Annotated in this window: 18 protein-coding genes and 1 pseudogene; 10 read left to right on the top strand and 9 right to left on the bottom strand. The window is 67.1% G+C overall.

What is annotated here, in order from left to right:
- Nucleotides 1-262 precede the first annotated feature (262 nt).
- From dnaK to ACFU8W_RS21030, 4 genes are all read left to right on the top strand, one after another.
- The gene (dnaK, locus tag ACFU8W_RS21045) at nt 263-2,116 is read left to right on the top strand and encodes a molecular chaperone DnaK (protein WP_384039258.1); all 1,854 of its coding nucleotides are present in this window, start codon (nt 263-265) and stop codon (nt 2,114-2,116) included.
- Nucleotides 2,116-2,769 carry a nucleotide exchange factor GrpE gene (gene grpE, locus ACFU8W_RS21040; RefSeq protein ID WP_384039255.1) on the top strand — a complete coding sequence of 218 codons (654 nt, stop codon included), beginning with the start codon at nt 2,116-2,118 and terminating at the stop codon, nt 2,767-2,769. The genes dnaK and grpE overlap by 1 nt, the downstream gene beginning before the upstream one ends.
- Before the next feature lie 230 nt (nt 2,770-2,999).
- On the top strand, nt 3,000-4,361 hold the full coding sequence (locus ACFU8W_RS21035) for an FAD-dependent oxidoreductase (protein ID WP_384039253.1): 1,362 nt from the start codon (nt 3,000-3,002) through the stop codon (nt 4,359-4,361).
- Nucleotides 4,362-4,522: 161 nt separating this feature from the next.
- Nucleotides 4,523-5,155, top strand: a complete 633-nt coding sequence (locus ACFU8W_RS21030; RefSeq protein ID WP_384039250.1) for a class I SAM-dependent methyltransferase — start codon at nt 4,523-4,525, stop codon at nt 5,153-5,155.
- Nucleotides 5,156-5,526: 371 nt separating this feature from the next.
- On the opposite strand, the gene ACFU8W_RS21025 is transcribed toward ACFU8W_RS21030, so the two are convergent.
- Nucleotides 5,527-6,000, bottom strand: coding sequence for a hypothetical protein (locus ACFU8W_RS21025; protein ID WP_384039247.1), 474 nt, complete (start codon nt 5,998-6,000; stop codon nt 5,527-5,529).
- Nucleotides 6,001-6,088: 88 nt separating this feature from the next.
- The gene (locus ACFU8W_RS21020) at nt 6,089-13,777 is read right to left on the bottom strand and encodes a DNRLRE domain-containing protein (RefSeq protein WP_384039412.1); all 7,689 of its coding nucleotides are present in this window, start codon (nt 13,775-13,777) and stop codon (nt 6,089-6,091) included.
- Between the two features lie 1,785 nt (nt 13,778-15,562).
- Between ACFU8W_RS21020 and ACFU8W_RS21015 the strand changes: the two genes are divergently transcribed.
- Nucleotides 15,563-15,796, top strand: coding sequence for a hypothetical protein (locus ACFU8W_RS21015; protein ID WP_384039244.1), 234 nt, complete (start codon nt 15,563-15,565; stop codon nt 15,794-15,796).
- 228 nt (nt 15,797-16,024) lie between these two features.
- Here ACFU8W_RS21015 and ACFU8W_RS21010 read toward each other — a convergent pair whose 3' ends face one another.
- Nucleotides 16,025-16,765: an SDR family oxidoreductase gene (locus tag ACFU8W_RS21010; protein ID WP_384039241.1), complete on the bottom strand. Its 741-nt coding sequence runs from the start codon at nt 16,763-16,765 to the stop codon at nt 16,025-16,027.
- A 626-nt stretch (nt 16,766-17,391) separates the two neighbouring features.
- Here ACFU8W_RS21010 and ACFU8W_RS21005 point away from each other — a divergent pair.
- Nucleotides 17,392-17,607: a hypothetical protein gene (locus ACFU8W_RS21005; RefSeq protein ID WP_384039238.1), complete on the top strand. Its 216-nt coding sequence runs from the start codon at nt 17,392-17,394 to the stop codon at nt 17,605-17,607.
- Nucleotides 17,608-17,756: 149 nt separating this feature from the next.
- Nucleotides 17,757-18,479: a hypothetical protein gene (locus ACFU8W_RS21000; RefSeq protein ID WP_384039234.1), complete on the top strand. Its 723-nt coding sequence runs from the start codon at nt 17,757-17,759 to the stop codon at nt 18,477-18,479.
- Between the two features lie 14 nt (nt 18,480-18,493).
- On the opposite strand, the gene ACFU8W_RS20995 is transcribed toward ACFU8W_RS21000, so the two are convergent.
- Nucleotides 18,494-19,036 carry a YceI family protein gene (locus tag ACFU8W_RS20995; RefSeq protein WP_384039231.1) on the bottom strand — a complete coding sequence of 181 codons (543 nt, stop codon included), beginning with the start codon at nt 19,034-19,036 and terminating at the stop codon, nt 18,494-18,496.
- A 150-nt stretch (nt 19,037-19,186) separates the two neighbouring features.
- Here ACFU8W_RS20995 and ACFU8W_RS20990 point away from each other — a divergent pair, with 150 nt between their 5' ends.
- Nucleotides 19,187-19,729: a MarR family winged helix-turn-helix transcriptional regulator gene (locus ACFU8W_RS20990; protein WP_384039228.1), complete on the top strand. Its 543-nt coding sequence runs from the start codon at nt 19,187-19,189 to the stop codon at nt 19,727-19,729.
- Nucleotides 19,730-19,860: 131 nt separating this feature from the next.
- On the opposite strand, the gene ACFU8W_RS20985 is transcribed toward ACFU8W_RS20990, so the two are convergent.
- A complete protein-coding gene (locus ACFU8W_RS20985) occupies nt 19,861-20,376 on the bottom strand; it encodes a DinB family protein (RefSeq protein WP_345517137.1) in 516 nt (171 codons plus the stop codon).
- Between the two features lie 42 nt (nt 20,377-20,418).
- On the bottom strand, nt 20,419-21,192 hold the full coding sequence (locus ACFU8W_RS20980; RefSeq protein ID WP_384039225.1) for a DUF4389 domain-containing protein: 774 nt from the start codon (nt 21,190-21,192) through the stop codon (nt 20,419-20,421).
- A 450-nt stretch (nt 21,193-21,642) separates the two neighbouring features.
- On the opposite strand from ACFU8W_RS20980, the pseudogene ACFU8W_RS20975 reads away from it, so the two are divergent.
- Nucleotides 21,643-21,795 (top strand): annotated as a pseudogene (locus ACFU8W_RS20975) (cellulose binding domain-containing protein); the annotation flags it as partial.
- A 110-nt stretch (nt 21,796-21,905) separates the two neighbouring features.
- Here ACFU8W_RS20975 and ACFU8W_RS20970 read toward each other — a convergent pair.
- Nucleotides 21,906-22,715 carry a VanZ family protein gene (locus tag ACFU8W_RS20970; RefSeq protein ID WP_384039222.1) on the bottom strand — a complete coding sequence of 270 codons (810 nt, stop codon included), beginning with the start codon at nt 22,713-22,715 and terminating at the stop codon, nt 21,906-21,908.
- Nucleotides 22,716-23,178: 463 nt separating this feature from the next.
- On the opposite strand from ACFU8W_RS20970, the gene ACFU8W_RS20965 reads away from it, so the two are divergent.
- Nucleotides 23,179-23,781, top strand: coding sequence for a YoaK family protein (locus ACFU8W_RS20965; protein ID WP_384039409.1), 603 nt, complete (start codon nt 23,179-23,181; stop codon nt 23,779-23,781).
- A 158-nt stretch (nt 23,782-23,939) separates the two neighbouring features.
- On the opposite strand, the gene ACFU8W_RS20960 is transcribed toward ACFU8W_RS20965, so the two are convergent.
- Entirely contained in the window at nt 23,940-24,200 is a 261-nt protein-coding gene (locus ACFU8W_RS20960) for a type B 50S ribosomal protein L31 (protein ID WP_384039219.1), read from the bottom strand.
- A 59-nt stretch (nt 24,201-24,259) separates the two neighbouring features.
- The gene (gene rpmG, locus ACFU8W_RS20955; protein WP_266989628.1) at nt 24,260-24,424 is read right to left on the bottom strand and encodes a 50S ribosomal protein L33; all 165 of its coding nucleotides are present in this window, start codon (nt 24,422-24,424) and stop codon (nt 24,260-24,262) included.
- Between the last annotated feature and the right edge of the window lie 313 nt (nt 24,425-24,737).

Raw genomic sequence — 24,737 nt, 5'->3', positions numbered from 1 at the left:
CGCGGCGAGTGCGGTCCGAGACCCCACTCGGTCTCCGCGCTCACGGTCGGATGGCATTGCCTCGAAGCTTCGGCGCAGGGCCGCGTTGACAGCGGTTGGCAGTCGACGTATCCCGGAATCTGAGGGTGAAAGGCACGTTCGAGGCCGAAACCGGCCGGTGCGGTTGCCGACCGCGATTCGCCGGGCCCGGACGCCGCGCCCCAGGTGCCGCGGAGCAGCCCCGACACCTGCCCGGCGAGGAGCATGGAGAAGGAGCGGGATCATGGCACGCTCGATCGGTATCGACCTCGGTACGACGAACTCTGTCGTCAGCGTTCTGGAGGGCGGCGAACCGGCTGTGATCCCGAACGCCGAGGGCGCCCGGACAACCCCGTCCGTCGTGGCATTCGCCAAGGGCGGCAACGTGCTGGTCGGCGAGGTCGCCAAGAGGCAGGCGGTGACCAATGTGGAGCGCACCGCCCGGTCGGTGAAGCGGCACATGGGTGAGGCGGCCTGGCGGTTCCCGGACTCCGGCAGCGTGGAAGGGAAGCGCTACACCGCGCAGGAGATCTCCGCGCGGGTCCTGCAGAAGCTCAAGCGCGATGCGGAGGCCTATCTGGGTGAGGACGTGAGCGACGCCGTGGTCACGGTGCCCGCGTACTTCAACGACGCGCAGCGCACCGCCACGAAGGAGGCCGGGGAGATCGCCGGTCTGACGGTACTGCGGATCGTCAACGAACCGACCGCTGCGGCCCTGGCGTACGGCCTGGACAAGGAGAGCGACCAGACGATCCTTGTCTTCGACCTCGGCGGTGGCACGTTCGACGTGTCCCTCCTGGACATCGGCGAGGGCGTCGTAGAGGTGAAGTCCACCAATGGCGACACCCACCTGGGCGGCGACGACTGGGACCAGAGGATCGTCGACCACCTGGTGAAACAGTTCAAGAACAACTACGGGGTCGACCTCGCCAAGGACAAAATGGCCGTTCAGAGGCTGCGCGAGGCCTCGGAGAAGGCGAAGATCGAACTGTCTGCGGCGACCGAGACGACCATCAATCTTCCCTACATCAGCGCCTCCGCCGAGGGCCCGCTGCACCTCGACGAGAAGCTCACGCGTGCCCAGTTCCAGCAGCTCACCGCGGACCTCCTGGAGCGCTGCAAGAACCCGTTCCATCAGGCCGTGAAGGACGCGGGAATCCAGGTCTCCGGCATCGACCACGTCATTCTGGTCGGCGGCTCCACCCGGATGCCCGCCGTCACGGGACTGGTGGAGGAGCTGACGGGCAAGGATCCGCACAAGGGTGTGAACCCGGACGAGGTCGTCGCGATCGGCGCAGCCCTGCAAGCCGGTGTCCTGAAGGGCGAGGTCAAGGACGTCCTGCTGCTGGACGTCACCCCGCTGTCCCTGGGTATCGAGACCAAGGGCGGCATCATGACCAAACTGATCGAACGCAACACCACGATCCCGACCAAACGCTCGGAGATCTTCACCACGGCCGAGGACAACCAGCCGTCCGTCCAGATCCAGGCCTACCAGGGCGAACGCGAGATCGCGGCCTACAACAAGAAGCTCGGCGTGTTCGAGCTGACCGGCCTGCCCCCGGCCCCGCGCGGCCTCCCGCAGATCGAGGTCAGCTTCGACATCGACGCCAACGGCATCATGCACGTCGCCGCCAAGGACCTCGGCACCGGCAGGGAACAGAAGATGACCATCACCGGTGGTTCCGCGCTGCCCAAGGACGACATCGAGCGGATGATGCGCGATGCCGAGGCCCACGCGGAGGAGGACCGCCGCCAGAAGGAGGCCGCCGACACCCGTAACAGCGCCGAACACCTCGTGTACACCACCGAGAAGCTCCTGGCCGAGAACACCGACAAGATCCCCGCGGACGTCAGGACGGACGTCGAGAACGCGCTGGCCGACGTCAAGGAGAAGCTCAAGGGCGACGACACGGCCGCCCTTCGTTCCGCCGTGGAACGAGCAGCCACCGCTGCTCAGAAGATCGGTACCACCCTCTACTCGCAGGCACGGACGGATCAGCCCCCCGGTCCTGCTGCCGACACCGGACAGGGCGGCGAGGAGGAAGTCGTGGACGCGGAGATCGTGGACGACGACACCGCGAAGGGAGGCACGTGATGAAGCAGCCGGACCAGCCCCCGCGTCCGGATCTCCCACCCCTCGTGGTCATCCGCGACCGCAGGAGCATCGATCCCGTCGCTCTCCGCCCCCGCCGACCTGAAGGTCAGGAGGCCACACCGTCGGCGCACACGGCGGCGACGGCCGGCCCACCGGTTACCGGCAGGAACGCCGCCCACAGTCCGTCCGGCCCCGAGGACCGCATCCGGCAGTTGGAGGCGGACCTGGCCGAGCGCACCGAGGACCTGCAACGGGTCAAGGCGGAGTACGACAACTACCGCAAACGTGTACGGAGGGACCGTCTCGCGATCCGGGAGGCGGCCGTCGCCAATGTCCTCGCCGGGCTGCTGCCCGTCCTGGACGCCATCGACCGGGCCCGCGCACAGGGCCACGTCACCGGTGGATTCCACCAAGTCGCGGGGATTCTGGAGTCCCACCTCGCCGCGCTGGGCCTGCACAGCGTGGGCGAGGCAGGCGAACCGTTCGACCCCCACATCCACGAAGCCCTCACCTCCACCATCGCCTCCGGCACCACCGGCACGACCTGCATCGAGGTGCTGCGCCCCGGCTACCGGGTCGGCGCACACCTGATGCGCGCGGCACAGGTGGCCGTAGCCGAGCGGCCGGCCCTGAGCCCACCCCCGCCCCGCTGACCTACGGCGGGTCACAAGCGCCCACACCGCAGCACGTGACGGGCCCCCTCTGCCGAGCGGTCGGCGCGGAGGCGGGCAAGCGGGGCCGGCACCTCCCGGATGACCCCCCGGTCGGAGGGCCGGTGGGGGCAGGACATAGCGTGTGCGGTGGAGAGTACTAAGCCAAGCCTTACTTCCACTGCTCTCTGCCCGCGTTCAACCGCCCCATGGAACGAAGGAACAACAGCCCCATGACACGCCCTGTCCGCGTCGCCATTGTCGGAGCCGGCCCCGCCGGTATCTACGCAGCCGACGCGCTGCTGAAATCCGAGTGCGCACTGGACCCGGGTGTATCGATCGACCTGTTCGAGCGCATGCCCGCCCCCTTCGGCCTGATCCGTTACGGAGTGGCCCCTGACCACCCCCGGATCAAGGGCATCGTCACCGCGCTGCACCAGGTACTGGACAAGCCGCAGCTGCGGCTGTTCGGCAACGTCGACTACCCCCATGACATCGGCCTCGACGACCTGCGCTCCTTCTACGACGCGGTGATCTTCTCCACCGGCGCCGAAGCGGACCGTCCCCTCGACATACCGGGGATCGACCTCGACGGCTCCTACGGTGCGGCCGACTTCGTCTCCTGGTACGACGGGCACCCCGAGGTGCCGCGCACCTGGCCGCTGACAGCCGAGAAGGTCGCCGTTCTCGGGGTGGGCAATGTGGCCCTGGACGTGGCGCGCATGCTCGCCAAGACCGCGGACGAGCTGCTGTCCACGGAGATCCCGGCGAACGTGCACGAAGGCCTCAAGGCGAACAAGGCGCTGGAGGTGCACGTCTTCGGGCGGCGCGGTCCGGCGCAGGCCAAGTTCTCCCCGATGGAGCTGCGGGAGCTGGACCACTCCCCCAACATCGAGGTCATCGTCAACCCCGAGGACATCGAGTACGACGCGGGATCGGTCGAGACCCGGCGGGGAAACAAGCAGGCGAACATGGTCGCCTCCACCCTGGAGAACTGGGCCATCCGGGACGTGGGCGACCGGCCCCACAAGCTGTTCCTGCACTTCTTCGAGTCCCCGGTCGAGGTTCTCGGGGACGACGGCAGCGTGGTCGGCCTGCGGACGGAGCGGACGGAGCTGGACGGCACCGGCAACGTCCGGGGCACGGGACGATTCACCGACTGGGATGTCCAGAGCGTCTACCGGGCGGTCGGGTACTACTCGGATGAACTGCCGAAGCTTCCGTTCGACCCCACCTCCGGCACGGTCCCTCATGTCGCCGGACGGGTTGTCGAGGGTGCGGAGCCGATGCCCTCGGTGTACGTCACCGGGTGGATCAAGCGGGGACCGATCGGCCTGATCGGCCACACCAAGGGCGACGCCAACGAAACGGTCGCCTGTCTGCTGGAGGACCGGGCCGCGGGCCTGCTGCCGGCCCCGACGCAGCCTGATCCGGACGCGGTCGTCGCCTTCCTCGAGGCGCGCGGTATCCGCTACACCACGCGTGAAGGCTGGCACCGCCTGGACGCTCACGAGCAGGCTCTCGGTGCGGAACAGGGCCGTGAGCGCATCAAGGTCGTGGATCGCGGCGCCATGCTGGAGGCATCCGGCGCCTGACCGTACGGCCGCGCCGCCGGTGGTCTCCTCGGCAGGGACCACCGGCGGCGCAGCGCGTTGCGCAGAGTGCTCGGCGGGCGGGCCTGGGGGCGTTGAAGGTTGTCGTGAACGGTGCAACGATTCCGGGGAACCGCTCGCCCGCCCTCGGAGGGAACGCCTCGATGGATGACCAGCTCCGCCCCACGGCCGCGAAGGTCTTCGACGCTCTCGGCGCCGACTACGAGCGAGCCTTCGCCACCTCGGCGGCGCACCGGGACTCACTGCAACACCTACTGACCCGACTCGACCCGCACAGCCGGATCCTGGACGTAGGCAGCGGAACAGGCCGGCCGACCGCACAGACCCTGGCCGACGCCGGTCATGACGTGTTGGGGGTCGATGTCTCGCCGGTGATGGTGGACCTCGCGGCCCGGCAGGTACCGGGGGCGGCCTTCCAGTGCGCCGACATCCGTGAACTGGCGCTGGAGGACGAGAGTTTCGACGCTGTCTGTGTGTACTTCTCGCTCCTGCAGATGTCGCGGGCCGAACAGTCACGGCTGCTGCACCGGCTCGGGCGGTCGCTGAGACACGGAGGGCACCTGGTCGTGGCGACGGTGCCGCTGGATGTGGAGGATGTCGGCGCCGTATTCATGGGCCAGAAGGTCCACGTGACCAGCTTCGGCGCCGATGAGTTCACCTCGGTGGTGATCGGGGCGGGTCTGGCGGTCCAGTGGGAGCAGAGCAGTGTGTTCACCCCGTCCCACCCTGAGGCGGTACCCGAGCCGCACCTCTTCCTTCACTGCGTGCGCCTCTGACGAACGGGGATGATCGCCGGATGCTGGTCCGCGTGGAGGCGGTGGCCCGGGGCGCGGGGGGCCGATGAGGGTGCTCGTCCGCTCGACCGTCGGACTGGCGGTGGCCCTCCGACGCGACGCGCCAAAGGACGTGGGCGGACGGCACCATGTCGAGTGAAGCGTCGACGAGGGCCTGAGACGATCACCTACGGGGTGAGTCGGATGGGCCGCCCCTATCGCTCAACCCGCCTTCTGCGAAGGTGTGGCATGGCCCTTCCCGGGGAACCCGAGCCGCTGTCCGCTGCTCAGGTCCGCGGTTGTCCGAATCACCGCAAGAGCCCTGCCGGTCCGCGGCTGTGACAGCAGCGGACCGGCAGGACCAAGGCAATGATCTACGGAGTCTTGTGGCGCTCCGGGTTCCGGGCGTCGAAGACTACGATCTTCCGGTCGAAGTCCGCGTAGAACGTGGCCGCATAGTGGTCATCGGTGACGTTGAGCGTAAAGTCCTCGCTCGTCTGCCAGTCGGCGCCCTTCGGCACCTCGGGCCGGATATCCGACAGCACCACTGGCGTACCGGGTTCAGACTTCCATACGTAGTCCCGCCGCAGTCTCGCGGTGTCACCGTCGCCGAGATGGACCACCCCGGAGACTTGGAAGTCCGAGGGGCCGGGCACCACCGACCGGGGGTCTCCGAGAATCTCTCCCTTCCACACCACCGCCTCGAAGTCACCCAGTTCGGGGAAGTACTCCCGGACAAGCTTCTTGTCCCGCCGGATGCCTTGGTCGGACTTCCGGGCGGCATCGACGCGTGGAGCGCCGGTGCCTGCGGATTCTGCCTGCTGAAGCTCACCGCCGCAGCTGGTCAACAGGCCGCAGACGGCCAGAGCGGCAACCGCCGCAACAGCACGCCCGGCCCACCGGTCAACTACGCCGCTCTGCGGCCCGGCTACTCGCCTACCTGTAAACATCGTTCCCTTCCGTGGTGCTGCCCGCCTGTCCGACCGTCCACGTCACGTTGCGCGTGAATGTACCGCGCACCAGGAATGGCTTGGCCCAGCCCAGCGTCGCGAAGCGGCCGTTGACATCGTCCGGGACGCCGGACCTGATGTCCTTGGCGCCATCGTTGAAGTCGTACTGGTCCAAGGCGTGCACAGTGACCTTCATGGTCATCTGGTCGCCCTTCCTCGTGACCGTGGCACTGCCCCATACCTTGTGGTCGCCGAGGGCCTTCTTCCAGTTCTCGGTTTCCGGGTATCCCGAAATGTTCCGGAGCTTTCCCGTCATTTCGAAGGAGTCCTTGTGCAGGCCCGAACTGAGGCCTTCCGCCGCAGCCTGTGCGCGGGCGATCTCATTGTCCACGTTCGTCTTGATCGCGGCGTCCTCGTAGTACGCCTCCCGGTAGTTGACCTCGTCGTCCGTTCCAGACCCGTCGCGGTAATGCGAGTAGAGCGGAACGGCATCGTCCAGGGCGCCGTCCGAATAGAAGCCCAGCGCGGAGGCGACCATGCCGCCGTGCATGATGGCGTCCCACTTGTTCCAGTTCCAGTAGTCCTTCCAGCCTGCTTCGGCATTCGGGTCGTACGGGAAACTGTTTCCGAAGTCGAAGGACGGTTCCGAAGGCGCGCCCTCCGTGTATCCGCCGCTCGACGCCTGGGCCTTGTAGTCGACGTCCCAGCCCCCCGCACTGTTCATCGAGCATGTGTAGCCGGACTCGACACACTCCGCGGGCCGGTGGCCGTCCAATTCGATGAAGCTGGTTGGGTTGCCACCGGTGAACGCGTACCGGTTGCTGGTGTAAGGGTCGGCTCCCAGACCCATGTCGGCCAGCGCTCCGGTGTACATGTCCCGGGTGGTGAAGCGGTTCAGACCCGGGCTGTAATCGCGAAAGCCCATGTCGTAGGTGCCGGACTGGGCGTCCCAGCGCTTCGCGTTGAACCGGTACGGGTTGTACTCCTCCTTCGTCGGGTCGGCGGCATCGGGCTTGTCGATACCGGTGAACTCGGAGTCGTCGTTGTTGCCGTAAGCCGTGTACCCGTACGTGGCCTTGGTGTCACCGTTCTTGTCGGTCAGGGTCTCGACGTCGGTGTGGCTGTTGTAGCCGTAGTAGCCGTCCTCCGTCGTGCCGTCGGTGTTGTGCTTGACCTGGGACAGACGCTCGCCCCACGGGCTGTACTGGTACGACTTGGTCAGCCGGCCCGCAACCTCCTCGCCGAGCACCTCATTGGACAGGCCGAGGTAGGTGTAGTCGGTCGTCTTGCCGTCCGCGGTCTTCGACGAGGTGCGGTCGAGCGGGTCGAAGACGTACTTCGTGGACTTCAACGCCCCTGTGTCGTCGGCCTTCTGGGACTCGACGACGTGGTCGAAGCCGTCGTACACACTGCGCTCGACGACCTCCCCGGCGGAGGTCACCGTCTCCTGCCGGCCGAACGGGTCATAGGTGTAGTTGGCCGTCACGCCACTGGTGGTACCGCTCAGCAGCCGGTTGCGGTCGTAGTTGAACGTGGTGGACGTGCCGTTGACCGTCTGACTGATCACGTTGGCGTTGTCGTCGTGGACGTACGTCTCCGTGGCCGCTCCGTTGCCCGTCTTGACCGACTTGGCGAGCCGATCGGCCGGGTCGTAGGTGTAGTTCGTGGTGGAATCGAGGTACACCGCGTGGTTGTCGGCGTTCATCTTCTTCGCCGCATCCTGCGCCTTGTTCCCGTTCGGGTCGTAGGCGTAGGTGTGCGAGGAGACCAGCGTGCCATTGGACTTCTTCTCGGCGCTCGTCTTCAGCCCACCGTCGAGGAAGTACGTGTAGTCGACGGTGTTGCTGTTGTCCTTGGTCTCCCTCAGCTTCTGGCCGCGGTCGGTGTAGGTGTACGAGGTGACCTTCGGAGCGGCGTCCGTGGCGGACTTGCCGACCGACACCGTCTTGACCAGCTCGCGCAGGTCGTACGTGTACTTGGAGAACTGGTCGGAGTGCGTGACGGTGTCCGACTGGCCATTGCTGTCGTAGGTGTAGCTGGTGGCCTTCTTCTCCTGGCCCGCCAGTGCCTCGGTCACCTTCGCCACCTGGTTGAGGCCGGTGTAGGCGACGGTATATGCGTCGATCTTCGACCCGGACGAGGTGTCATCGATGGAGTTCAGATTGCCGTTGACGTCATAGGCGTAGGAGAACGAGTTCTTCTCGTTGTCCGTCTCGCCTGTGGTGCTGCGCACGAGTTTCACGCCGTCGGCAACGACGATGCCGCCGCTGTTCTGGTCCAGCTTCAGCTTGGCGTCCTCACCTTGCTTGAGGGAGTAGGAGCCGAGACTGACCCAGGTACCGGTGGCAGTGTTCTGGTCCTTGGTGACGGCCGTCTCGGTCGTCGTGCCGTGCGTGAGCGTGTACTTCGCCGTCGTCGCCGCGCCGGTCACCTTGGGGAACCTCACGTACGCGGCATACGTGCCGTCCTTCGGGATGTTCAGGGTCCACGTGAAGGCATCCGTGCCCGTACCGGCCGCATGCGTGCGGTGGTCGTAGCCCTGCTGCCCTGCGATGTCGCCCTTGGCCCAGGTCCCGGCGGAGGACGTGTTCTGGGTGTCGGAATTGTCGACCAGAACGACCGACTTGCCGACCGGAACACCGTCGTCCGACTTCGACTTGAGTGCCCCGTCGGGGTAGTACGACCACGTCATCGTGCGGTCGGCGTCGCCGCCCGCGGAGGACAGGGTGCGCTTGATCTGCTGCCCCAGGTCGTCGTACTCGTAGGTGGTGGCGATGTCCCACGCGTCAGTGGACTTCTTCGTCCAGCCGTTGTCGAAGTAGGTGTAGCTGGTGTCGTTGCGCACCGTTTCACCGTCCGACGGTGGCAGCGATGTCTTCGAAACCCGCCCGACCTCGTCGTACGTGGTCTCCGCGTACACGTCGGCCTTGTTGTAACGGCCGTCGGCCGGGTCGTAGGGCTGGTACTGCCTCTTCGGCCGGTTCAGAGCGTCGTAGGTGGTGCGCTGCTCGAAGTCGTCCGCGGCGGCGGTCGCCGTGCCTCGCGGTGTGATGACCTTGGTCGTGTTGCCGACCTGGTCGTACTCGTACTTGGTCGACCGGTACGTGATCGGCGAGGTGCCCTCGTGCGGGACCTTGACCTCGGTCTGCTTGCCCCGCTCGTCGTAGGCGACGGTGGTGGTGTTGTTCTCCTTGTCGGTGGCGGAGACGGTCAGGCCGTCCTTGTCGTAGGACTGCTTGGTGAACTTCCCCGCCGCATCCGTGACCTGTGTGACCCGGTGGTTCAAGTCGTAGGCGGTCTTGGAGGTGTAGTCGTTGAGGTCGGCGGTCGCATTCTTCTTGGGGTCGATGACCGTGGTGACATTGCCGACGTTGTCGTACTCGTAGGAGATCTTGTCGTCATCGGCGTTCACCACCGATGTCAGCTGATAGATCCCGTCGTAGTTGTTCGTTGTCATGTAGTCGGTCGGGTCGTTCGACGTCAGTGAACCCTTGGGCTCCGTCGTCGTCTTCAGGTTGCCGACCTTGTCGTACGTGTAGACGGTCTTCCGCGGGTCGGTCTGATTGTTCGCCGGCGCCGTGGCCGAGGTGAGCTGGTCCGCATCGTCGTAGACGGCGGTGGAGACCGCACCGTTGGGTGAGGTCGACTGGGTGATGTTGTCGTTGGCGTCGTACACGGGCGCCGCCGTGGTGATGAGCACTCCCGCCGTCTGGTCCTTGGGCACGGTGCTCACCAGTGGCCGACCATACGTGTCGTACGTCTGCGTGGTCTTCTTGCTCAGTGCATCCGTGACCTCGGTGACTCGGCCCACCTCGTCATACACGAACGACATCGACTTCTGCAGCGGGTCCGTGATCTTTGTCGGGTACCCCATTTCTGTGAACCCGCTGTTGACGGTGGCATTGCCGTTGGCGTCTGTCGCCTTGGTCAGCTGGCCATTAGCGTCGTACTCGTACGACGTCGTGTAGTCATTCGCCGTCGCGGTGGCCACGCCCTTGGGGTCGGTAACCGTCTTCAAGTTTCCGAAGGCGTCATAGCCGAACTGCCAAGTGCGGCCCTCCGGGGAGGTCTTGGTGTACAGGTCGGCCGAGAACCCGTCCAATCGCGTCTGGTAGGCGTACTTGGTGGAATTGGCCGGGTAGGTCCCTGGCGCACAGTCCGACTGGGGCGGCACCCCGGCCTTGTTGTTCTCCGCGTCGCGCTGCCATAGCGGGTAGCCGGTCTTCTGGTCGTAGCAGTACGCGGTCTTGGCGCCGTTGTCCTCCTCGAGATAGGTGACATTGTTGTCCGCGTCCCAACTCATCTTGGATATCTGGGACTTGGCGTTGGTTGTCTGCACCGGGCGGCCGAAGTCATCGGTGACGTACTTGGTTGCGTGCGCCTCGGCGTCCGTCGCCGTCGCGTCGGTGAATTTCGTGTTGGTGGCGTTCACCGCGTAAGCGAAGCCGGTCGCCCCGTTCAACCGGTCGGTGATGGTCTTCGTCCACCAGTGGTACTTCGGGTCGTCGCCGGTCTGCGGCGCGTAGTACGCCAGTTTGGTGCCGTGCTGACGCGGGTCGGTCGCGGTGACCAGTTTGACGTTCTTGTTGCCTTGCGTCGCGTCGTAGGTGAACTTGAAGACCTTCGGCTGCGCGGATCCGTCACCGTCGGTGAACTGACCGAGAAGGCCCTTGGTGGTGTAGTGGAAGGAGATCTTGCGGCCCGAGATGTCCGTCATGGACTTCACATGGTCATAGATCTTGGAGTTGGTCAGGTTGGTGCCGCTGACCTTGGCGCCCGTGTCGTCGATGTAATCGAACGACGCGTCACCCTTCAGGTAGTAGTCGACGCTCAGCGACTGCCGGCCCGCCGGGTCGGTGATGTATCTCAGGAACTTGATCGGCTTATTGTTCGACTTTCGTTCCTCGTACGTAAACGTCTGCGTGTTGCCGTTCTTGTCAATCGCGGACGTCATGTAGCCATCGCAGCCGAACACGAACCGGGTCCCGTCGGGGCGCGTGAGCGTCCAGGCGTCGGGGATCGGGTCCTTGTTGGGCGTGCAGTCGAGGCCGGACTTCATCGTGACCTTGTAGTGCACCCCGGCCGGGGCCTTCCACGTGCCGTCACCCTGCTTGGAGAATAGGTGCGTCGTGCCGTCGCCGTCCAGGAGACGGATCTTCGTCGGGTTCGGATTGGGGTGGAAGTCCAGCGGCGCGCCGAGCCGAATCGGCCCCGCCGCCTGCCCGGACCAGCCCGCACCGAGCACCGTGTCACTCGTGTCGAGCGAGTTGTACGAGAAGCGGGCGAAGGTGTTGAGACCACGGCCCGGGTTGGTGAATGCGTTGTAGGACCACACCGTGTTGCCGGAGGCCAGGTTGTTCATGACCGAGGAGCCGGCACCGGTGTTCTTGCCGGTGTAGGAGTAGAACTTCTCAAGCCCCAGCGTGTTCGACGTGGGGTCCTCGACGGCCACGTTCTGCTTCAGCGAGGGAATGCCGCCGGTTCCGGCCGACAGCCAGCTGCCGTCCGAGAGCTTCCGGACGTCCCAACCGAGCACGTAGTCGGTCCGCTTATTGCCCTCATCCGAATTGATGGGCGTCTTGACCTGTGCCTGGATGGTGGCCGACTTGCCGGGCAGCAGCGCCGGGATCGCGGTGTTGAGCTGGTTGCCTCCGGTGGTGACGTCCGTGCCGTCGGGCAGCTTCCAGGTGTAGGAAAGCTGACGCTCCCCCGTCGCCCAGCCGGTGCTGGTGGTGTTGGTGACCGTGACATCCACCGTGTAGGTGGAGTTGGGAGTCATCCTGGCCGGGGTCTGCGGTGCGTAGTACGTGTTCTCGGTGGTCGAGTCGACGTAGATGACGCGGAGCAGCGGGCCGAGCTGCTGGTCGCCGGTCTCCGACGCCAGGAACAGGGTCCGCTCCTGCGGCCCCGTCGTCGTCTCGTCCTTGAGCTTCAGCAGGGCACCCTTGTTACTGGACGGGGTCTTGACCCAGCCCTGCGTCATGGACGTGGCGTCCCACCAGTGCCGGCCGACCTCGGAAACCTGCGCGACGGTGTCCGAGACCGTGGCCCCGAAGTCACCGCCCGGAGTCGTCCAAGGTGTCGTCGACGTGGCGTTGTTCCACGTCGCCGTCGTCTCGTCGAAGTCCTTGTTCAGTGAGTGCAGTTCGTAGATCGCGCCGTCGGTGCCGGTCGTGGTCTCGGCACCCCACATGTACAGCTTGGAGTCCAGCACCGTCGCCGTCGCCGGGATCGAGCTCGTGGGGAACTTCAGCGTCGAGCGCGTCTTGCCATACGTGCCGGAATTATTGCCCACGCTCAGCCACTTCTGCGGCACGTAGGAAAGGATCGTGTCCTCGTTGGTGGTCGGCTGGGCCGAGGACAGCGTGGTGTCGGTGACGCCTCCGGCCGTACCCTGGATGAGCTTCATCGTGCGGCCAGCCTTGGGCACGCCGACGATGCGGGTCGGGGAGCCGAGCAGCGTGCCGTTCTTCGTCTTCACCGCGATTTGGTAGTAGTACGAGCGTCCGATCTCAGCCGACGAGGAGTCGGGGGTCGGGGTCGCGGTGGTGTCGGTGTAGGCGGTGACGGCCTTGCCGACGGGGGCCACCAAGGTGGCCGCGGACGGCGTGAACACCTGCTGCGTAGAGCGGTGTAGCTGGTACTCGACGATGTCCTGACCGGTATCTCCGGTGGTATTGGTGTACTTCGACCAGGAAAGCTCCGGGCCCGTGTCATGCACCACGGTCGGCGAGCTGAGGGCCGAGCCGACCTTGCCGTACGTGATCGTGAGGCGCGGGTACGTGGCGGTCTCACCGCCGTAGTCTCCGTCACCGGCCTCATAGCGAGGACCGCCGGTCGGCGTCGCGGCGAGGGCGTCGTCCTTGGCCTGCAGCACGAAGCCGTTGTTGGTGGCCGTGCCGGAGACCCACTTCTGAACCGTGTCCGTCACCGGGAACTTGTGCCAGGAGTTGTACTCGCCGGTGTTCTTGACGATCTGCGCCGGGTTCACCAGGCGGATCGAGTCGGCGATGTTACGGGTGGTGGAGCTGCCCGTGTCGCCGAGGACGACCTTGCCCGCGTTGCCCTTGGCGAAATAGAACTGTCCGCTGTTGACCGTCTTCCACGCGGCGACGGTGCCGGACTGATTGACCGTCCCCGTCGCTGTGCCGTCGCGGTGGTTGATCGTGTACGGGGCAACGGTCGCCCCGTCCGACGCGGGCGGGAAATGCGCTTCCACCCGGTAGGACGCGGTCTCCGGGATCTGCGGCTGCCAGGTGTACGACTCGCCCGTCGCGGTGTTCTTGTTGTAGGCGAAGTCGTCGTTCGTGGCGGCGCCGCCGGTGGTCGTGGCCCTGGGCCACTCACCTACGGCCGCGGTGCCGGTGTCGCCGTCGTCGATCTGGTACGTCGTACCCGACAACTCGCCAGACAGGGCACTGGTGTTGGACCAGGTCGCCGTCGACTCGTCCCACGCGCCGGTGGCGCGGTGGGCCTCGATCGTGACGTCGTTGGCGTTGGTGGTGTGCGTCTGGTCGTAGTACATCTCCAGACGAGCGGAGTCAATCTTCGTGCCCGTCGGGATCTCGTTCAGCGGGAACTTGATCAGAGATCTCGCTATACCTGTGTCGGTCTTGCCCGCCGACAGCTTCCAGGTGTTGTTGAAGTTCGCCGCCGGCTGGTCCGACAGGACCATCGTGTCCTGGGACGTCGCCGCGTCGGGCGTGATCGTGATCGTCGGATCGATCGTCACCGGGTACTGACGGGCCTTCGCGGCCAGCCACTTGGCGTCCGGGGTGACCTTGATCAGCCAGTTCTTGCCGTCCCGGACGAGCTTCTGGGTGACCTTGGGGCTGTAGGTCTTCCCGTACGGCGACGACGCGTCGTTCTTGGCGTCCGTCATGTACGCGGCCGGGATGAGCATGACCGGCGTGTTCGGCAACTCGCCGTACAGCGCGATCGACCCGTCCTTGCGGGCCTTCGGCGTCAGACCACCCGTGTTGAGGGTGAAGGTGTAGGAGACAGGCTCGCCCGGCGCCTTCGCCAGGACGATGTTCTCCTTCACCCGGCCCGGACCGACCTGATACTCCAGGTCGGCGCCACCAGCCGCCACGCCCTTGTACGTCACCGTCGAACCCTTGGCCGACGGATCCACGGACCTCCGCATCCCCTTCAGGCCCAGCGTGACGGCAGGACCTTCGACCCCTGCCTGGAATTTGAGCAGCCGATCGGCGTCCCCGCCGAACCAGCTACGCCCGGAGTTGGACGTGTTGGCGAAGTCGAAACCCTTGGCATCGGTCGTGCCGACGCCGGTGTCGATCTCCTTCCAGGAAGTCTTCTTGCCCTTGCCGCTGCGGTACGCGGTCGGCACCGCCGACACCTCGGCCTGGACCCGGCCATCCGACAACTGCCAGAACCGCGCGTGCTCGGTACGGCGGGATGCCAGCTCTCGAACCCGCTTCGCCTCGGCCCGCGTCTTGCCCTTCGGCAGCTTCTCCCGGCTCGATATCTCCAACTTGCCGCCCGCGGGCGGCTTGCTGTCGCCGTCATCGTCATCGTCGGAGAACCACCCCGCGATGGTGTCGACGACGCCCTTGCCGTCATCGCCCCCGGAGGCGGAGGCCGCATATGCCATCTGCGGCAACCCGGCACTCACCACCGCCGATGCGACCAGGCAGGAGATTAATCTCCCGTATCGGACTTTCACGTCCCATTTCCCTTTCCTCAGCGACGCCCCCGTATTCCACGCACACCGAAATCAGCACGCAGGCGAAATATGGGCACGCCGGACCTCCGAACGGGGTATTCCGCCCGGACGACTTTTGTGCGCCCTGCAGGAGAGTCGGCTTCGAGTAAAGGGTTGTAGAGGCCGACGTGCGTCCGGAAACCCCCTGGGGAAAGAGGACTTCGGGGCACGCGTCGGTCAGCGGACAGGGGGTCTCCGTCGTGGCGGCATGATTTCTAATCAGTTGCACATGCCCCTGTCAATAGAGATCATTTATCGGATATATAACCTCTACCTGGGCATACCACCCTCTATTCCTGCAAGGTCCCTCTCGAAGCCGAAGGTGGGCAAGTGAAAAACGCACTCCACTACCGCTTCATATTTTTTGCACAACGACGAAACGTCGAATTCAAGCCTCCGTCGAGCCGCCCACACGGCGTCACACGGCCGAGCGGTCCGGCCTCATGTTGTGGTGTGCAGGCGACGACCGAGTCTGGGCGCCCCGCTTGGAAATGGTGCGGTCGGCCCGTCGGGCAAGAGCAGGAGCCTCGTCCGCGGGTGCCTTCCTGTTCTGCCCTCGGCACCGACCGCGGTACCTGTACCTTCTCATCGCCCCGCGGTCGCCGAAGCGTTCGCGCCGTGCGGGCCCCGACTCAATTGTTCACCGTACAAAAGATGTTGACGCTCCTTCCGTTCGGTGGGGAGCATGAGGGCTCGCACACGATCAGCACACGAACGGGGTGGGGCATGTCGAGGATGACACGATGGATTGCGGGCCTGGCGCTCGCGGCGACGGCGTCGGTGGGCCTGGCGACCGCGGTGGCGAGCCCGGCACAGGCGGCGAGCGGGACGTACATCGCCACGTACCGGTTTCTGTCCGACTGCCAGAGCACCGGCGCGATGTACGTGCACTACGACGGTGCGAGCTCGTACAGCTGCACCGGCAACTATGCGGTGGGGTATTCGCTGTACGTGCAGTACAACGCCTGAGCCGGCGTGAACGGGTACCGCCCCTCGGGGAGGGGCGGTACCCCGAACGATCGGGTGCAGGGCGCGGCGGCACCCTACCCACGGCGCGGCCGCGGTGCCCCACCTCCTCCGGGCTGTCCCCGGCGCTTCTTCCAAGGAGACTGAGCAACTCCACACGGCCGCTCGGGGACCGCCGCGGCGGATCCTGGACGCCGCCGGTCACGCCCCGTGCGCAGGCACCGCATCGGTTCAGCGGCCGCCGGAGACCCTCAGCACCGTACCGGTGGTGTAGGAGGCATCGGCCGACAACAGCCACGCGATGGCGGCGGCGATCTCGTCCGGTTCGCCGGGCCTGCCGAGCGGGATCTGCGCGGCGGACTTCGCGGGCCGGTCGGGGTCCCCCATCTCGGCATGCATCTCGGTGTTCGTGATGCCGGGGGCGACGGCGTTCACCCTGACACCCATCGGGCCGAGTTCCTTGGACAGGCCGATGGTCAGGGCGTCGGTGGCCGCCTTTGTTGCCGCATAGTGCACATAGTCGCCGGGGCTGCCGAGGGTCGCGGCCGCGGAGGAGACGTTCACGATGGCGCCGGAGCCCAGCGCCGCCATGTCGCGTGCAGCCCTGCGGCAACAGAGCAAGTAGCCGAGGAGGTTGACCTCGACCACGCGTCGCAGATCTGCGGTGCGGGCGTCCGAGAGCCGTCCCAGCGGACCCGTCACACCGGCGTTGTTGACCAGCCCGGTCACCGCGCCGAGTTCGGCCGTCGCGGTGTCGAACAACCGCTCGACGCCGGACTCTTCGGACGTGTCGACCTGAACGGTCACACAGCGTCCTCCCGCCGCGCGCACCGCGTCCGCGGTCTCCTTGGCGGCCGTCGCGTTCTTGACGTATCCCAATACCAGATCGTGCCCGTCAGCTGCCAAGCGGAGGCACGTAGCGGCGCCGATACCCCGGCTTCCCCCCGTGACAATGGTGACCGGACGTGACATGCACTGCCTCCCGTGACTTCTCATGCGGTGGTGACGACGTAGCAAGTCGTACCTCAGCGCCGCCCTGCCACCAAAACCGTGCCGCATCAGGCGTAGTTTCGGGCATGGTGCTGGCACGGCCGGATGCGCCATGACGCGACGCGGACCGCGGACGGTACGACCGTGCGGTGACGCCTTGGAAGCGGGAGCGCCGGCGTGAAGCCGCTCCGGTTCGGTCCACATGGGGGCCGCCCGCGCACGGGCTGCGCACGACGGACCGGCGGAGTGTGCGGGTGTCGGCCGTGGCCCGACACCGGGGCGAGCAACACCAGGCTCTCCTCACGCGCGACAACTGCGGCCCTACTGGCGGCAGCTGAGGGCGTCGTCCATTACGCCGGGCGGCGCCGCACGACCGGCCGTTGAGACGCTCGAAGCGGGACGCAGGCGCGGAGCGGTGGTCCGGTCCCTTGCGGATACTGCCAACGCCCACAACCCGCATGCCGCACCTGCCCCAAGAGCCCTTACAGGGATGAACCCGACTGGTCACTGCGCCGAAGTCATCCCCCGGAGAATTGACATCGACGTGGTCGTGGAGACCGCCGGCGTTCCGGCCCCCTGTCCCCGGATTCGGCAAGGACCACGTCATCGTGGTGCCGAAGCACCATGTGCGCTCGCTTCTCGAACTCGATGCTGCCCTGGCCGCCCACCTGTTGGAAGTCGTCCGGACTGCCGCCCGCGACGTCGTCGCCCGGCACGGGGGTTGCCAGGTGCTGACCACGCTCGGCAATGAGCAGCACAACCGGCACCTGCACCTGCACATCGCTGCCGGGGACGGCGTCGCCCGGTTCGTCTCCCGGGACTGACGGACCGGACGGGCCGAGCGAAGTCTGGTGGACAGAGCCATCAGCACGGGGGACAGGGACAGACCGCCGGCGGTCAACAGCAGACCGGCGCCGGTCCCCACCGGCCGGTCGGAAAGCCACCGCGCCGTGAACCGTGGGACGATGCCGGTGTGGTGTTGACGGGGGTACTGGACGCGATCGACGCCGTGGACTGGGCTGCCGTGCCGGGCCGCGCGGGGTGGTACCGGCCGGGCGACGCCGCGTCCGGGCTGCGCGATCTCGCGTCCGCCGCAGGGCTGGTGGCCGTGGCGGAAGCGGCATCGCGGCTCGCGGGCGGCGGCCTGGTGCACGGCCACAGCGGGGCCGTGTTCCCTGCGGCCGTGATCGCGGCGCCGATCCTCCTGGACATCGTGGAGGGCGGGCCCCCCTCGGCCGGACGGGCGGCGCTGGGTCTGCTCGACGAGGCCCTGTCGTCGTACCCGTTCGCCGGGGACACCCGGGTCGGCACGCCGTACGGCGCGGCGGTCCCGCTCTGCTGTGCACTCGCCGACCACATCCGTGCGCGCCGCGAGCTGCTCGCCGGTCACGGCAGGGCCGGCACCTCGTTGCTCGCCGAAGCGGCCGGGCACTGGCGCTTCGTCATCGACGACTGTGTCGGGACGGGCAGCGACACGTCGGCCTTCGGAGTGTTGGCGGGCACCGTTCCGGACGGCTCCCACCCCGCCGAACTGCACACCGCCGACGGTGTCACCGGTCTCGATGCGGTCCGGGTCGAATATCCGCCCGTGGACGCGAGCTTCGAGGCGTGTCTGCGTGTCGTCGGTGTCCCGCCCGGGGCGCTACCGGCGGGCGCGGTGGTGTTTCCCGCCGTGTGCGGCGAGCGGGAGCACTGACGAGACGCATCTGCTCAGGCCGGAAGGTGCACGAATCGGACGGTCAGTGAGAGGGTCGCCGGTCCCTTGATCATTCCGCCCTTGTTCCAGGTGAGCCCGAAATCGGCACGATCGACGTCGATCTCGGCAGTCAGGGTGACCGCCGTCGCGGTGGACTCGGTGGTACGGGCCGAGAAGGTGAGCGGCCGGGTCGTGCCGTGGACGGTGAGCCGGCCGGCCACCTCCACGTTGCCGCGGGCATCGGGGGTGGCACGGTCGACGGTGAAGACGAGCGTCGGGTAGCGGTCCGTGTCGAAGAAGTCGGCCGAGCGCAGATGCGCATCACGCTTCGCGTGGCCGGTGTCGAGGGAGGTCGCGTCGAGGGTGACGGAGCCACGCGCGGAACCGTCGGCGTCGACCTCTCCCTCGCCGGTCACGTCGGTGAAGGCGCCCTTGACGTTGACGAGACCCCACATCGTCTTGTGTCGCAGCGCGACGGTGGTCGCGTCCTGGTCCAGGGTCCAGCTGCCGGTGGCGGCCGATTCGGTCGAGCGGGTGGTCTCGGCGGGATTGGTCATGAGATCGGAGCTCTCCAGATAGACGGTGGCGTTCAGCGCTTGATTTAAGAGTAAACGTAACGCTGGCAATTAGGTAGCCAGCGAGATATTAGCGCGCTGACGTACCCTTGCAGAGATCACTGCACGTCGGAAGGGTGGGGGACCGGACCCATGGCAGAGACCACACCGGCTGAACAGACGGACGGCTGCCCCAGGGCCGAAGACGCAGCACTGCTGCTGCAGTGGAACACCCTGCACAGCGGGCTGCGACGGCTGGGCGATCAGCTGCTGGAGGACGTGGAACGGGCCTCGCACTCCGCGTCCTCGTCGGTCCAGGTGCTCTGGTACCTGCTGACGGTGCCTGACCATGCCGCGCCGATGAATCAGCTCTCCCAGCTGATGGGGTTCTCCACCGCCGGTACCACCAAGGTGGTCGACCGGCTGAGCGAGGCGGGCCTTGTGGAGCGAAGGCCCTCCCGGGCCGACCGCCGGGTGACATACGCCGCCCTCACACCTGCGGGCCTGACAGCGGCCGCCCAGGCCTCCACGGCCCTGGCGGCGGCCCTGCGGCGCCGCGTGGCGGCGGCCGGGATCAGCGAGGGCCGCTTCGCCGCCATGGCCGGCGACATCGCCCTGCTCGATCCGGCTCCCGGGCCGTGCACAGCGCGGCAGCACACCGAACACCGGGACACGGGGATCAGCGGCGTCGCCTGAGGACCTGGGCGCCGCAGGTCACCGAGGGGGCACGCGAACGGCCGGGTGACTTCCCGGGAGGCCGGACAGTCGACCGCCCAGCCGGTCCGAACCGCCCCGAGCCGGCTGGACAGTCGTCGTTCGGCGCCGCCTCAGGCCCCCGTCACCCCGTCCAGCCGCTCCCGCACCAGATCGGCGTGGCCGATGTGGCGCGCGTACTCCCCAATCATGTGGACGTGCACGAGGCGCAGCGAGAAGACCTCGCCGCCGTGGACAAAGGTGTCGTCGAGCGACGCGTCGGCAATGACGGCGTCCGCCAGTCGGCACTCCTCGACCAGGCGCGCGTAGTCGTCGGCGGCGCACGCCGGGTCCAGGTCCTCGAAGTCCGCGTCCTTGCCCCTGGCGGGGTCGTACATCGGGTCGAGCGACTGACCGGCGAAACGCTCCCGGAACCAGGTGCGTTCGACCTTCGCCATATGGCGAAGCAGCCCGAGAAGGGTGAGGTTGGACGGCGGTACGGTCTGTTCGGCCAGCTGCTCACCGGTCAGGCCGGCACACTTCTGCAGCAGGGTGCTGCGGAACCATGCGAGATATCCCGTGAGCATCTCCCGCTCACCGGCGACGAGGGATCCGGGCTTGCGCGTCGCGTCTGGCGCTGTCCATGTCATCGCCAGATCATGCCCGTCGGCCACCGGATCCTGCCAGGCCTTTCACCAGCCGTCAGTACGGTCCGAGGACCAGTCGGTCGTGGCGGAGGTGGTGATGTTCGTGGCCACGCCCACCACCAGGAAGAGGATCAGCAGGGCCTTCCCCGCTCCGCTCATGATCAGCGGCCGGGTGGCGGAACGAGGCTGCTGCTCGGGTACGGAAAGAGCTTCTTCGCCGAAGAACCCCTTGGGGTAGGCCGGGGTGAGCATCATGAAGTAGGCGTCGAAGCGGAATTCGTACCGGCGTGTCGCGGCCGAGGCCTCGAAGAGGGGCTGGGGCATGCGCCCCAGGATCAGTGTGATCAGCCACCAGATGAAGGACAGTGCCCACCAGCCGGAGGTGACGAGTCCCGACACCACCGCTGCCGGAATCATCAGGATCAGGCGGAAGAAGACGGCCAGCCGGTTGAGTTCCGTCGGCCGCAGCTCGATCTGGACCGGATAGTCCGGCGGCGGCGTCAGGGCGAACGGCGGATAGCGGTCGATCAGCAGCATCGCGCTCGCGCCGACCCGCGTCTGGTAGCCGAGATATCCGGCGAGAAAGCGGAAGACCGGTTCGGGCAGCCGCCCCAGGACCAGGGCGGCGAACCAGCCCGCGATGGTGGTGAAGAAGGCCGCGATGTAGAGGAAGAACAACACGATGAAGTGCGGGATCAACAGGAACAGCCGCACCAGCACCGTGAGCCGGCGCTGCCTCGCCGGCTCGACGATGTCGAGCACAGGGAGCCACTCCCCCGCGTCCGCCCCCCTGGGGCCCGTCCATCGGGCTTCAGTCATGTCGCTCCTCCTCGGCGGACGATGCGTACGCCATCGGCACCTACGACGTCACCCCACGCTGGGCCCGCCGGTAGGGGCCCGCAATCGGCCACGGGCCGATCGGGTGTCCGAACGGGCCGCGCCGGACCGGGCGGATCCCGGCAGTGATCCGTACGGCTGATCGCATTCCGGTTCTGCCGAATCTCCTGGGCGCCCACGGTCTTCGCGCACTTCCCGGTGACATCGCAGGGCCCTCCTTGGGGCTCGGATACATGGGGGGTGCACCTGGTCGAGCACGAGCCTTGAACCAGTGGGAGCGATTCCATCAGTCGACGTGCCGAAGCCGGTATGTCCAAACTGCACGGAGTGGCTCATGCGAATGTGGTCACCGCCTCCGGATCCGCCCCGGTCTGCACGGTGGAGTACACCACCGTCAGCCAGTGGGACGGCGGCTTCCAGGGATCCGTCATCGTGACCAACAACGGCTCCGCGGTCAGCAATTGGAGCCTTGTCTTCGATCTGCCCGGCCAGGAAAAGGTGACTCAGGGCTGGAACGCCCGGTGGTCCCAGTCGGACAGGACCATCACGGCGGCGAACGAGTCATGGAAGGGCACGCTCGGCTCTGGAGCGAGCGTCAGTGCCGGCTTCCTTGCTCATGAAGAACGCCTACCCGGCGCTCCAGAAACCGTGACGGCCGGGTCCGGGCGCTCCCCCGCCCGGACCCGGCTCACCGATCAACGGCCACGGCTCAGCAGCCGGCCGAACAGGGAGCGTCCGGAGGCAACCAGCCCGGGCGCGCTTCGGCCGGTCGCGGCCCCGCTCCGGGCCTTGGGCTTGGACTTCGGCTTGGGTTTGGACTTCGGCTTGGGCTTCGGCTTGGGCTTCGGCTTGGACGTGGAGGTCAGCTTCGAGTTGGATGTGGGCGTCGGCTTGGACGTGGACTTCGGCTTGGACGTGGACTTCGGCTCGGACCTCGACGCAGGCTTCCGCTTTGACCTCGGCTGGGGACCAGGCTTTGCCTTCGGCTCCGCAGCCGCCTCCGACCTGGTCGTTCTGTTCGCCAGCACGTGATAGCGATGGCTGACCCGCCGCCCCACCAGCAGATATCCGAGCAGCGCACCGCTCGTATTGAGGATCACGTCATCGATGTCGAAGGCGCGCCCGGTGACCAGGGCGCCCTGGACGAGTTCGATCACCACCATCACCGTCACCGTCAGCAGGACCATGCGCAGCATCCGGAGCCGGCGCGGCACGAGAATCGGCAGCAGGATGCCGAACGGGACGCCCAGCAGCAGGTTTCCACCGGCCTGCTTGCAGGCCGCGAGGAAGGTGTAGTCCTCGGCGTACTGCCGCAGCGATCTTCCCGGCCGAAGGTTGGACCGGACGAGGTCCTCCGATGCCGATGACGGGGTCAGCGTCACATTCGCCAGAGCGAAGGAGAAGGCGGTCAGGGCCACGAGGGCAGCCACCAGCACGAGCGTACGCAGCAGCGTGGCGCCCCATACCCTCCGTCGCCTCTCCGTACGGTCCGCCTCTGCAGTCATGGCACCCGAATGCCCGCATCGATCACGGCCACACCTGGGGAACGGCCTTCCATGCCCCGGCGGACCACCAAAGGAGCAGGGCAGGCCCGCTTGTCGACCCGCTGTCCCTGTCGAACTCCGAACGGCCGGCTTCCGTGCCCCTGCCCGTCACTCAACTCTCCGGACGGCGCGCCAGCATCATCACCGCGGACTGGCACGCACTGACTCAGGTGCTCTCGACGGTCGTACCGCGCGCCGTCGGCTGACGGGTCCCTGCCGGTTCGAGGAGAGCCGGCCCCACCGGGCTGTGTGTCCCTCGGCGCCCTGCTATCCGCCGACGTGGCGGGAGTTGTGGAGTCGCGCGATGTGTATGTGTCTGTTCACACCACCGAACCCTAGGGTGTCAGGCGTGTCCAGTCCCACTGTGCCCACCGGCCGGCCGAGCACGGGTTCCGTGCGCGATCCGCGAAGCGAATGGGTCCTGATACTGCTCTCCACCGCGTCCGGCGCGGCGGATGCGTTCGTCTTCATCTGCGTCGGCCAGGTCTTCGCCGGGGTGATGACGGGGAATCTGGTGCTGCTGGGTGTTTCCGCCGCCGGTGCCGGGGAGGAGGGGGTGGCGCTGCGTGTCGTGACCGCGCTCGTCGCGTACGGCTGCGGCGTCGCGTGCGGTGCGTGGATGAGTGAGCGGCTTCGGTACCGGCTGTCGGTGATATTGCTGGTCGAGGTGGCGCTGCTCGCGGCCGGAGCCGTGGTGTGGGGGCTCGACCCGGTCACGTCCGACTGGGGCCGGTTGGGGCTGCTGGCGGTCATTGCCCTGGCGATGGGAATCCAGGGTCGCATCCGCCCGACGCCGACCAATTACTTCACCGGCACGCTGACATCCCTCGTCAGCCGCGTGGCGCTGGGTGCGTTGCGCGAGGGGGACGGCTGGGTGATCGGCCGGCTTCTCGCCGTCGTGGCGGGTGCGGCGGTCACGGCGTTGGCGGTACGGCTCTGGCCGGGCACCGCAGCCGTGGTCGCGGCGGTGCCGGCGGCAGGTGCGTTGCTGGTCGAGGTGGTGCCACGGCGCGCATCACGGCAATGAGGGGCGGGCAGAGAGAGGCCCCGGCCGGATCGGGGGAATCCAGCCGGGGCAGCTTGGGGGTGGGCGCTGTGCGCGTCATCCACATATAGGTGAACGATAAACCATTGGATTCCGTTCCCTCGAATCCGTACCGCTCACTGTGACGCGACCCACGAGCCTCAGCGCCCGACGGCCGCCGTGGTCCCGTAGCGCCGCCGGAACTGCTCGATCCGGCCCGCCGTGTCCAGCACGCGATGGGTGCCGGTGTAGAAGGGGTGGCTCGCCGACGAGGTCTCCACGTCGATGACCGGGTAGCTGGCGCCGTCCTCCCACTCCACGCGCCGGTCGGAGTCGGCGGTCGAGCGGGTCAGGAAGGCGACCCCCGCGGCACGGTCGCGGAAGACGACCGGACGGGAGACGGGGTGGATGCGGGGCTTCATGCGCGTTCCTTTCCTGCTGCTGTGGGGAGGGCCTGCTACTGCCGGTCGGGCTCGAGGGGTCAGCGTTCCTCGCGGAAGAGGACGTGCTGCCCCGCGGCGGGGTCGTACTTGCGCAGCACCAGCCGGTCGGGGTTGTTGCGGCGGCTCTTGCGGGTCACATAGGTCTGTCCGGTACCGGCCGTCGACCTCAAAGTGACGACGGGGCGGGTTTCACTGCGTGCCATGGGCACCTCCGGTCGTTTCCACCGACCCCGATTCCAAGCTTGTGGGAATGGGTGTCGTTTTCGTTCTGCTGCTGTAACGCGGGTGGGTCCGGTGACATTCCCGCCCCGGACATCGGCGCGCAGCGATCAGGGTGAGGCGCGTCGCCGGTCTTGAATGTCGGGTATCGCAATCCCGCAGACGCCCCCCGCCGAACCCGAGGAGACCCCCCGTGCGCACCCCTCGCCCAGGCATCGACCTCCCCGCCTTCGGCCCGCAGGCGGGGCCGGAAGCCGTGGCCACCGCCGCGAGCGCCGCCGAGGACTCGGCTTCCGC

It is taken from the genome of Streptomyces sp. NPDC057565, from assembly GCF_042801455.1.
Lineage (GTDB): Bacteria > Actinomycetota > Actinomycetes > Streptomycetales > Streptomycetaceae > Streptomyces > Streptomyces yanii.
This window is presented reverse-complemented; position numbering and strand designations above follow the sequence as displayed.